Origin of the sequence: Flavobacterium araucananum, from assembly GCF_002222055.1 — a bacterium.
In the GTDB taxonomy this organism is placed as follows: domain Bacteria; phylum Bacteroidota; class Bacteroidia; order Flavobacteriales; family Flavobacteriaceae; genus Flavobacterium; species Flavobacterium araucananum.
Genome location: NZ_MUGS01000028.1, coordinates 84,468 through 94,788 on the forward strand (window position 1 = coordinate 84,468; position 10,321 = coordinate 94,788).

At 32.7% G+C, this 10,321-nt stretch carries 11 protein-coding genes; 10 read left to right on the plus strand and 1 reads right to left on the minus strand.

The genetic code is table 11. The features are described 5' to 3' along the window. The first annotated feature begins 264 nt into the window (after positions 1-264). The 8 genes from B0A64_RS14200 (at position 265) to B0A64_RS14235 (ending at position 6,762) form a co-directional block, all read left to right on the plus strand. A complete protein-coding gene (locus B0A64_RS14200) occupies positions 265-1,089 on the plus strand; it encodes a MotA/TolQ/ExbB proton channel family protein (RefSeq protein WP_089480178.1) in 825 nt (274 codons plus the stop codon). Between the two features lie 56 nt (positions 1,090-1,145). Continuing rightward, on the plus strand, positions 1,146-1,772 hold the full coding sequence (locus tag B0A64_RS14205) for an ExbD/TolR family protein (RefSeq protein WP_089480179.1): 627 nt from the start codon (positions 1,146-1,148) through the stop codon (positions 1,770-1,772). Between the two features lie 19 nt (positions 1,773-1,791). After that, the gene (locus B0A64_RS14210; RefSeq protein ID WP_089480180.1) at positions 1,792-2,355 is read left to right on the plus strand and encodes an ExbD/TolR family protein; all 564 of its coding nucleotides are present in this window, start codon (positions 1,792-1,794) and stop codon (positions 2,353-2,355) included. A gap of 30 nt (positions 2,356-2,385) precedes the next feature. Further along, positions 2,386-3,186, plus strand: a complete 801-nt coding sequence (locus B0A64_RS14215; protein WP_089480181.1) for an energy transducer TonB — start codon at positions 2,386-2,388, stop codon at positions 3,184-3,186. Next, positions 3,186-3,416, plus strand: a complete 231-nt coding sequence (locus B0A64_RS14220) for a hypothetical protein (RefSeq protein WP_089480182.1) — start codon at positions 3,186-3,188, stop codon at positions 3,414-3,416. The genes B0A64_RS14215 and B0A64_RS14220 overlap by 1 nt, the downstream gene beginning before the upstream one ends. A 2-nt stretch (positions 3,417-3,418) precedes the next feature. Next, on the plus strand, positions 3,419-4,342 hold the full coding sequence (locus tag B0A64_RS14225) for a PstS family phosphate ABC transporter substrate-binding protein (protein WP_089480183.1): 924 nt from the start codon (positions 3,419-3,421) through the stop codon (positions 4,340-4,342). Positions 4,343-4,359: 17 nt separating this feature from the next. Further along, a complete protein-coding gene (locus B0A64_RS14230; RefSeq protein ID WP_089480184.1) occupies positions 4,360-6,027 on the plus strand; it encodes a tetratricopeptide repeat protein in 1,668 nt (555 codons plus the stop codon). Positions 6,028-6,129: 102 nt separating this feature from the next. Beyond that, positions 6,130-6,762 (plus strand): 7-carboxy-7-deazaguanine synthase QueE, encoded by a 633-nt coding sequence (locus B0A64_RS14235; RefSeq protein WP_089480185.1) that lies wholly within the window; start codon positions 6,130-6,132, stop codon positions 6,760-6,762. A gap of 129 nt (positions 6,763-6,891) precedes the next feature. Here the strand turns inward: B0A64_RS14235 and B0A64_RS14240 are convergent, their stop codons facing one another. Then, positions 6,892-7,599 (minus strand): class I SAM-dependent methyltransferase, encoded by a 708-nt coding sequence (locus B0A64_RS14240; RefSeq protein WP_089480186.1) that lies wholly within the window; start codon positions 7,597-7,599, stop codon positions 6,892-6,894. Between the two features lie 74 nt (positions 7,600-7,673). Between B0A64_RS14240 and B0A64_RS14245 the strand changes: the two genes are divergently transcribed. Continuing rightward, positions 7,674-8,168, plus strand: coding sequence for a YkgJ family cysteine cluster protein (locus B0A64_RS14245; protein WP_089480187.1), 495 nt, complete (start codon positions 7,674-7,676; stop codon positions 8,166-8,168). Between the two features lie 115 nt (positions 8,169-8,283). Then, positions 8,284-9,519 carry an ABC transporter permease gene (locus tag B0A64_RS14250; protein WP_089480188.1) on the plus strand — a complete coding sequence of 412 codons (1,236 nt, stop codon included), beginning with the start codon at positions 8,284-8,286 and terminating at the stop codon, positions 9,517-9,519. The last annotated feature ends 802 nt before the right edge of the window (positions 9,520-10,321 follow it).

A 10,321-nucleotide genomic window follows, 5' to 3' on the forward strand; every position in this document is an offset into this window, starting at 1 on the left:
TTCGCAACTTTTTAAGAAGATATCAACGGAATGTTTGAATATTTACTAAAACGTTGTAATTTTCCCATTAATAGCCCCGTTTTTTGTTTTATCTAAAAAACGATGGGGGCAATTTAATGAGATATTTTTTAAATTGACGTTAAATTTCGTTCAATTAAATTAAAAAAAGTTTTTTTATTTAAACTAAACGTATAAATTTGCTCCTCTACAAGTTAAATATAACTAAAAAATAAAAATTATTTAAAACTATTAAAATTAAAAAAAATGGCAAACGTTAAAGTTAAAAAAGAAAGCACTTCAAATGGAGGAGGAATGATTACAGGAATCATTATTGTAGCGTGTATTTTAGTTGGGGTGTTTATTTGGAAAGTAATTATGGGAGATGCTTCTAACTTCGAGGGAGGTAATCCAGAAACAGGTCACCCGATCAATACATTAGGTCAAGTATATAAAGGAGGTTTTATCGTACCAGTATTATTAGGTATGTTTTTAATGGTTGTTGTGTTTTCTATTGAAAGATTTATCGTTATTGGAAAAGCAGCTGGAAAAGCGAACTTAGACAAATTCATGAAAAGCGTTCAGGGAAATATTAAAGAAGGAAACATCGATGCTGCAATCGCTTCATGTGACAAACAACAAGGTTCAGTTGCAAATGCAATTAAATCTGCTTTGATTAAATACCAAGACGTTAAAAAAGAAGGTTTCAACAGTGAAGAAGCTGCAGAAGTAATCCACAAAGAAATCGAAGAGGCAACTTCATTAGAAATGCCAATGTTAGAAAAAAATATGACTATTATCTCTACTTTAGTATCATTAGGAACTTTAGGAGGATTATTAGGAACTGTATCAGGTATGATTAAAGCGTTTGGTGCGTTAGCTTCTGCTGGAACTCCAGACCAGGCTGCTCTTGCAACAGGTATTTCTGAGGCACTTATCAACACTGCAACAGGTATCTCTACTTCAATCTTAGCGATCGTTTCTTATAACTTCTTTACTGCTAAAATTGATGATTTAACTTACTCTATCGATGAGGCTCGTACTACAATTGTAAATACTTACAGAAGATTCAGAGGAAGTTTGAAACAATAATTAATTTTTGATTATTAATAATTACAATTAATTATATCAAAATAAAATAAAAGATAATGGCTAAAATAAAAATGAAAAAAAAGTCAACATCGACAGATATGACTGCCATGTGTGATGTTGCGTTCCTTTTGCTTACGTTCTTTATTTTGACCGCTACTGCCAAAGTGCCTGAAGCACTTCCTGTTGATACACCTTCATCTACTGTACAAAGTAAATTACCAGATTCAGATTTGGCAATTATTACAATAGGTCAGGGAGCAGATGGAAAAAGCAAAGTGTTTTTTGACATTAAAGGCAGAGAGATTCGTAAAAGAACTCTTGAAGGAATGGGAGCAAAATACGGTGTGACTTTCTCAGAAGATGATAAAACTAAATTTGCATTAATGGATGACTTTGGTGTTCCATTGACAAATTTGAAACAAATCATCAGTATGAAAGCGGCTGACAGAACAAAAGCAAATCAACCTGGAATTCCATTGGATTCTTTGGATAATCAATTAAAAGACTGGCTTTTGATTTCAAGAAGAGCTACAATTGACCTTGATGACAAAGAATTGCAAATTGCAATAAAAGGTGATGCTAAAGAACAATATCCACAAATCAAAAAAATTATGGATATTTTACAAGATCAGAAAATCAATTCCTTTAACTTAGTTACAGGTCAAAGAGGAAAAGACTTTTAATTAAAAAATATACACTAAGATGGCTGAATTAAATACCGGCGACGGTGGTGGCGGAAAAGGTGGTAAAGTAAGAAGTAAAAAGCAAAATTCGAAAGTCGATTTAACGGCGATGGTAGATTTGGCTTTCTTATTGATCACATTCTTTATGTTAACCACATCGTTGTCAAAACCTCAATCAATGGATTTGTCTCTGCCAGATAAAGATCCTAATAAAACAGATGAAAAACCAGTTAAAGTTGATGAAAATCGTACTATGACTTTAATGTTAGGGGCTGATAACAAAATAGTTTATTATATGGGATTATTAGAAAGTCCAATTGCTGGGCCAAAAGATATCGCTTATGGTAAGGATGGAATTCGAAGAGAATTGTTGTCTAGAAAGAAATCAGTTTTAGCTTATTCTGCAGCTAAAGGGAAACCTAAACAGGGAATCATTGTAATCATTAAACCAACTAAAAAATCAAATTATCGTAATTTGGTTGATATCTTGGATGAGATGGCGATTTCAGGTGTAGATACTTATGCAATTGTTCCTGAGTTTACTCCGGAAGAGACGAAATTAATAGATAAAAAACCAGAGTAATCTCGTTTTAATCCTTAATAATCAAGAAAAATGAAATTAGATATAATTAAAAATCAGTGGCTTGATATCGTATTCGAAGGACGTAATAAGATATATGGTGCATATGAGTTAAGAAAATCGAACAGTAAGACGACTGTAAAAGCACTTATCATTGGTTCGCTTATTTTTAGCTTTGCTGTTGCAGCTCCTCTTATTGCAAGTTTATTACCAGATTCTAAAGAAGATGAAGTAAACAACGATATTAAAATTGCTACAATAAAATTACCTCCTAAAAAAGAGGAAATTAAACCAAATCAACCACCACCACCACCACCACCACCAAAAGTGGATCAGGTTAAGTTTGTGAAACCGGTAGTTGCTAAGGCAAATGAAGTTACTGAAGATCCACCAAAAATTGTAGACCTTAAGGACAAAAAAGTTGGTAACGAAACGATCAAAGGAGATCCGGATGCAGTTTTAACTGTTGATGAACCAGTTGGTAAAGGACCAGTTACTGAGATCATTCAGGAAGATAACAATGTTTATAATACTGCTGGTATCGAAGTAAAACCTGATTTCCCTGGAGGAATTGAAAAATTCTACAAATTCGTAGGAAACAATTATAAGACTCCCGAAGAAGAAGGTTTAAAAGGTAAAGTTTATGTTACTTTTGTAGTTGAAAAAGACGGTTCATTAACCGACATTAAAGTTTTAAGGGATATCGGTTACGGTACAGGAGCAGAAGCAATTCGTGTTCTTAAAAAATGTCCAAAATGGACTCCTGGCGAGCAAAATGGTAAAAAAGTTAGGGTTCTTTACTCTCTACCTATTACTATTCAATCTGCAGAATAATGTTAAAAGATATGCTTAATAATATTCAGAAGAAATCGCTCAAAGAGCGATTTCTTCTTGTTTTAGGAATACTGTTTTTTTTAATATATCTTGTACTGGGTTTAATGATTATGTTTTGGAAAAAACTTCCATTAGATATGGAGCCTAAATACAGATATGCTTTTGGCGGATTGTTGATCGTATATTCAGGAATTCGTTTTTTAAGATTGATTAATTCAAACGCAGAATAATTATGTTGAAATATGGTAAAGTTGTAGGTTTGGTAGTTTTTGTTTTTTTGTTTGCCATGTGTAACCAAAAAAGCAAAAATGAAGCTGAAAAAGAAACAATTTTAAAAGGATCAATGGATATTACAGTCGATGAAACAGTAAAACCTATTATTGAAGATCAGGTAGCTGTTTTTGAAGGGACGTATTATGGTGCAAAAATTTCTATTAAACCTAAATCTGAAGCTGAACTTATAAATGATTTATTAAATCAAAAAGCTAAAGTCGTTGTAATAACAAGAGATTTGACTCAGGAAGAAAGAGATAGATTTGCCAAAAGTAAGATTAATCCCAGAGTTACGCCTTTTGCCAAAGATGCAATAGCTTTTGTTACGAACAAAGGCAATAATGATACATTAATTGCGTTGAAAACCGTAATTGATTTTCTACAAGGAAAACCTGATGCAAAAATCAAAGGTCTTGTGTTTGATAATCCAAATTCAAGTACAGTACGATACATGAAAGAACTGGCGAAAGTGAAAGATCTTCCGTCAAAAAATGTTTTTTCTTTTAAAACTAATGATGAAGTTATTAAATTCGTTTCAGAAAATGATGGTATGATTGGTGTAGTTGGAGTAAATTGGCTTTATCAACCCTCTCCAAATATGATCGATATTATTAAAAAAACACACGTTTTGAGTGTTAAAGGTTTAAAAGATGATAAATATTATGATCCTACTCAAAATGATCTTGGTGAAATGAAATATCCTTTGGCACGTGATTTGTTTATTGTAAATTGTCAGGGTTATACCGGTTTAGGAATGGGATTTGCTTCATTTATTTCAGGAGACATTGGTCAGCGTATTGTTTTAAAATCAGGATTATTGCCAATAAGAATTCCAGGTAGAAAACTTAAGATTAGAAGTCAAATTATAAACGATAAAGAATAAATTAATTACTATTAGAGATGAATAAATTTAAAATTTTTAGTCTTGCCTTAGTTGCTACAGCTACTGTTGCAAAAGCGCAAGATATCAAAGAAGCTAAAAAGGCAATCGATGCTGAACAATTTCAAAAAGCAAAGTCTTTGCTTAAATCAATCATCAAATCAAAACCATCTGATGGAGAAGCTAATTTTGTTTTAGGTAATGTATATCTAAATCAATCTATTGTTGATTCTGCTAAAATTTATTATTCAAATGGATTACAGGCATCTGATAAGAAAAACTTAAATTATATTGGTTTAGGTCAGATAGATCTTGATAGTAAAAATGCTACTGCAGCTCAGGCTAATTTTGGTTTGGCTACAAAAGACATGAAACGTAAAGATGTAGAAGAATTCATTTATATTGGTAGAGCTTATATTAACTCAACAAGCCCTGATTTTCCAGCTGCAATTGCTATTTTGAAACGTGCTTTGGTAATCGAGCCTCAAAATGCAAACGCACTTTTGACAATTGGAGATGCTTATTATGGTTCTAATAATCAAAATGACGCCTACAAAGCTTACCGTGATGCATTTACGGCAGATCCAACACTTTTAAGAGCAAAAATGCAATTAGGAGTTTTGCTAAAAGGTGCTAAATCTTATGAAGAAGCAATTAAAGCTTTTAACGAAGTTATTGCCTTAAACCCTAATTATGGTCCTGTTTACAGAGAATTAGCTGAAACATATTACAAATGGGGAAGAAATAAAACATCTACCGCTAAAGTTAATATGCAAAATGCGATTACAAACTATGAAAAATATTTAAGTCTTACGGATTACTCTTTAGACTCAAAAATGCGTCACGCAGATTTCTTAATCTTAGTGAAAGATTACAAGACTTTAGAAACAGTAGCTAATAAAATGATTGCTGAAGATAAAGTTAATCCAAGAATTTACAGATATTTAGGATATGCTGCTTACGAAAACGGAAATGTTGATGTAGCAATAAAATCTATTGAAGATTTTATCAAAGTGCCTTCAAATAAAGTAATTGGCAGAGATTATTTATACTTAGGTTTATCGAAAATTAAAAAAGGAACCAGTGCTGACGGAGTAGTAGATCCAGCTGCTTTTGATGCTGGAATTGCTGATATTAAAAAAGCAATCGCTTTAGAGCCATTAGTAGTCGAAGAACTTGCTGATTTAGGAAAAGGATTGTTTGGTAAAAAACAATTTGCACAAGCTGCTACTGTTTTTGAACTTGCTGTAGACAATAAAGAATCTAAAAATTACTTAGATGATAACGTTTATTACGGGATCTCACTTTATTATGCTAATGCAAATAAAACAAATGGAGCTGCAGATGCTGCTGCTTTAGGCAAAGCTGATGCTGCTTTTGATAGGATTTTAATCGCTTCTCCTACTTATGATGAGGCTTACTTATACAAAGGAAGAATCAATAACTTACTTGAAAAAGATGATTTGATTATCAAAAATTATGAAGAGTATGTTACCAGAACAACTGCAAAAGGAGCTGAAGAATTAGCAAAACCTGCAACAGTTAAAAAAATTATCGAAGCTTACAACAGTATTGGTGCTAGTTATGCTAATACTGACAAAGCAAAAGCAATTGAGTATTTTAATAAAACTTTAGTTTTAGATCCTGCAAATGCTTATGCTGCGCAATCTGTTAAAGCTTTAAAATAATACAAGATCTTTATATTAAATATAAAACCGATAGTTCATTAGAACTATCGGTTTTTTTTGTTCCGTATTTAATTGACTATCTTTGCACTTTAAAATGAAATAATGTTATCAAAAGAAATACAGTTAGAAGTAAATAAAGGAGCGATGTTGCCTTTGATGGAAGAATTTTACACCATTCAGGGAGAAGGTTTTCATACCGGTACAGCTGCTTACTTTATACGAATTGGAGGTTGCGATGTGGGTTGTCACTGGTGTGATGTGAAAGAGAGCTGGAATGCAGAATTACATCCGCCAACAAGCGTTGATTTAATTGTAAATAATGCTGCAAGTTCTGCAGATACAGTTGTAATAACCGGAGGAGAGCCTCTAACGTGGGATATGAGTTTATTAACTCAGGAATTAAAAAACAGAAATTTAAAAGTTCATATCGAAACCTCAGGAGCATATCCGCTTACCGGTACTTGGGATTGGATTTGTCTTTCGCCCAAAAAGAATAAATTGCCAACACAAACTGTGTATGACAATGCACACGAGTTAAAAGTGATTATTTATAATAAACATGACTTTATTTTTGCCGAAGAGCAAGCCGAGTTAGTAAACGACAAAGCAATTTTGTTTCTTCAGCCTGAATGGAGTAAAAAAGAAGAAATGACACCGCTAATTGTGGATTATGTAATGAATAATCCAAAGTGGAGAGTATCACTTCAAACTCACAAATATTTGAATATTCCTTAAATGATAAAAAAAATCTCTTCAACCGAAGAGATTTTTTTGTTTACAGAAAATAATATACACTGTGTAAAAAGGATACACATTTGTTATTTCCGGTATTTTTTTTAAAAGCAATAATAAGTGTAGATTGATTTAAATCGAAAGTTTGGCTAAATAATCATAATGTTCACCTTCTAAAATAAGTTCACATTTTAATCCATTTGCAACCGCTGCATTTTGAAGCGTGTTATAATCTAAATACAACCAGTCAAAAGGTTCTTCCTTCTCTCCTTTATAAGAAATATTAAAAACAAGCTCTCCGTAATAGTCATTATTTGACGGAATCCATTTTCCGCCATCTTCATCTTCGTCAAACATGTAGATGATGTCAGAACTGTCCAGTAATATTTGTCCGCCAGGATTTAAAAGATATTTTAGCTTAGATAAAAATTTATTACAATTGTCTAATTTGCCAAAAATGCCAACGCCATTCATTAAGAGAATGATGGTATCAAATTTTTCGTCTTCAAAATCAAGTATGTTTTGAACTTTTGCGTTTCTTACACCGCGAAGTTTACAGGTTTCAATCGCTTTTTCTGAAATATCTATAGATGTAACTTCTAAATTACGATCATTTTGTAGCGATAAACTGTGGCTTCCTGCTCCGCAACCAACATCTAATGTTTTTCCACTTGCCAATTGCAGTGCTTTTTGTTCCAATTTTGGCATTTCGTTATAAGAACGGAAGAGGTAGTCAACGCTCATCTCATCTTCTTCAGAAATTGTAGTTTCTGTAATGATGTCTTCCGGCGAATTATTGGTTTGAAAGTCAAACATCGCTTTTCCAAATAGATCTTTCATCGTATTTTAATTCAAAGTTTAGGGTTTCAAGTTTAAAGTTGTTTAATTTTGCAAATCAACTTTAAATAGTAAACTTGAAACAAATTTTAAATAACTTAAATAAGTTAGCCAAAGATAAGCATATCGAAAACAAAAAGTATTTTGATAAGCTGAAAAAGAAACAACCTAAGAATTTAGATTACGTAATGCAGGATTTGCATGACGCCGAATTTAAAAAGACAGATTGCTTACAATGCGCGAATTGTTGCAAAACAACCGGACCATTGTTTACTCTGGCTGATATCGAAAGAATTTCAAAATCGTTCAGACAAAAACCACAACAATTCATAGAACAGCATCTTCGAATTGATGAAGACAAAGATTATGTTTTAAAAAGCGTTCCGTGTACTTTCCTGGATAGCGAGAATTATTGTATGATATATGATGTTCGTCCAAAAGCATGCAGGGAGTTCCCGCATACAGATCGAAAAAAGTTTCAGCAAATTACAGACTTAACCTTAAAAAATGTTGCTATTTGTCCCGCAGCCTATAATATAGTAGAAGAGATGAAAAAGAAACTTCCGTTATAAGAGCTTAAAAATTTTGTAATTGTTTTTAGAAGCAATTCGTTTTTACTTTTTTAAATGTATTTTTGATTTGGATCAATAAAATCCATTGTAATAACTAACATAAGACAACTAAAATTTGAGTTTAGAATATTTCATAGCAAAAAGGCTTATTACTGCCAAAGACTATAAAAGCAGTATTTCGGCGCCCATTATAAAAATTGCTATTTCGGCTATCGCTATCGGTATTGTGATGATGATAGTTTCAGTAGCTACCGGAATAGGTCTGCAGCAAAAAATAAGAGATAAAGTCTCGGCTTTCAACGGTCAGATCATTATCTCGAATTATGATAATAACAATTCTGAAGTAACTTTAGTTCCAATCTCGAAAAAACAGGATTTTTATCCCAATTTCAAATCAGTTCCGGAAGTAAGCCATATCCAGGCAATCGCTAGTAAGGCCGGAATCATCAGGACTGAAAATGCTTTTGAAGGAATAGTTTTCAAAGGAGTAGGAGCAGATTATGATTGGAATAATATAAGAGAATATATTGTAGAAGGCAAAGTGCCTGATTTCTCCAAGGCTTTAAACGAAGAAGTTTTAATTTCAAGACTTCTTGCTGACAGGCTTGATTTAAAAGTAGGAGATAATTTTAACACCTTCTTTATAAAAGAAGAGCAAGGTAAAATGCCAAACAGTCGCAGGTTTAAGATTGCAGGTATCTTTAATTCAGGTTTTCAGGAATTCGATGCTACCTATATAATAGGAGATATTCGCCATATCCAGAGAATCAATAAATGGAGTCCGGATCAGGTTGGAGCTTTTGAGATTTTTGTAAAAGACTTTGATAATATAAAAACAACCGGTACTCAAATTTACGAGCAAACTTCATCAGGTTTAGATACAAAAACTATAATCGAAAAGTATAGCTATATTTTTGATTGGTTGCAATTGTTTGATTTTAATATTTTCGTAATCCTTGGTGTTATGATCTTAGTAGCGACAATCAATATGGTAGTTGCATTATTGGTGCTTATATTGGAGCGTACACAAATGATTGGGATTCTAAAAGCTATGGGGGCAAATAACTGGACTGTTCGTAAAATATTTTTGTACAATGCTTTTTATCTTATTATAAGAGGATTGTTCTGGGGTAATTTAATTGGTGTGGCAATATTGTTAATTCAGCAACAATTTGGAGTTGTTCAATTAAACCCCGAAAACTATTACGTCAATCAGGCACCCGTTTATTTAAACTGGGGATATATCGGGTTGTTGAATTTGCTTACCATCTCAGTTTGTTTTATGGTGTTGTTAATCCCGTCCTATATCATAACGAAGATCTCACCTGTTAAAGCCATACGTTTCGAGTAGTTCATACTTTGTATAGGCTAATATTTAGATATGTTAGAACCCGACAGCTTTGAAAACTGTCGGTTTTTTTTGTCCTTATGTATCGGACAAGCTTTTCGATCCTGCCACCTACCAGGTTTTTAAAACCTGTTAGGATTACCTTGTAAGGCAATAGAGAATCTTGCCTTCTATATAGGATTACGTTTTAAAAACCTCATTCAGGTGTTAAGGAGCTTAATCCCGCTGTTCGTTTCAATCTTTTGCGCCGAACCCCGGCTGACAAAAGGATTTCCACTCCTATCGGGGCTATTGCAGTTGTATTTATAAGAAGAGTAGGAGTGTATCTGTCAATTCCAACCCCCAAAACAAGACACACCAACAAAATGTACCTTTATAGAAACAACCCCAAAAAAGGCTAAAAAAGCTGTGAAGTCTTTAAAAACGGTTACTATTCAAAGACTAAAAATAAGAAAACCCTAAAGCGTACCAGAAAAACCTTAGAAATAAGAAAAAACAAGATAGCGTAAGTTGGGTGTTATCAAAGAGTTAAGAAAAAGTTTTAAAAAAGGTTGAAATTATGCAACAAAAACCCTTGTCAATGTAAATAAAGGTGGTACTTTTGCACCCGCAACAACGATAGACGTTCACTGAAAACCTGGCAAGAAAGATTAATTGATTAAGAAAATTTATTTTCAAAAAAGATTAAAAAAAGCTTGTGAGAATTGAAGGAAAGTTTTAAGTTTGCACCCCGCAAAACAAGGGAAGTTCATTGAGATATTGGTTAGGAGATTAGAGGAAAACGAAAATAAAAATTTCTAAAAAA

Coding starts and splice junctions, on each gene's coding strand:
- B0A64_RS14210 (WP_089480180.1), top strand. CDS start 1,792: ATGGCTGAATTAAATACCGGCGACGGTGGTGGCGGAAAAGGTGGTAAA.
- B0A64_RS14230 (WP_089480184.1), top strand. CDS start 4,360: ATGAATAAATTTAAAATTTTTAGTCTTGCCTTAGTTGCTACAGCTACT.
- B0A64_RS14225 (WP_089480183.1), top strand. CDS start 3,419: ATGTTGAAATATGGTAAAGTTGTAGGTTTGGTAGTTTTTGTTTTTTTG.
- B0A64_RS14240 (WP_089480186.1), bottom strand. CDS start 7,599: ATGAAAGATCTATTTGGAAAAGCGATGTTTGACTTTCAAACCAATAAT.
- B0A64_RS14220 (WP_089480182.1), top strand. CDS start 3,186: ATGTTAAAAGATATGCTTAATAATATTCAGAAGAAATCGCTCAAAGAG.
- B0A64_RS14205 (WP_089480179.1), top strand. CDS start 1,146: ATGGCTAAAATAAAAATGAAAAAAAAGTCAACATCGACAGATATGACT.
- B0A64_RS14200 (WP_089480178.1), top strand. CDS start 265: ATGGCAAACGTTAAAGTTAAAAAAGAAAGCACTTCAAATGGAGGAGGA.
- B0A64_RS14235 (WP_089480185.1), top strand. CDS start 6,130: ATGTTATCAAAAGAAATACAGTTAGAAGTAAATAAAGGAGCGATGTTG.
- B0A64_RS14215 (WP_089480181.1), top strand. CDS start 2,386: ATGAAATTAGATATAATTAAAAATCAGTGGCTTGATATCGTATTCGAA.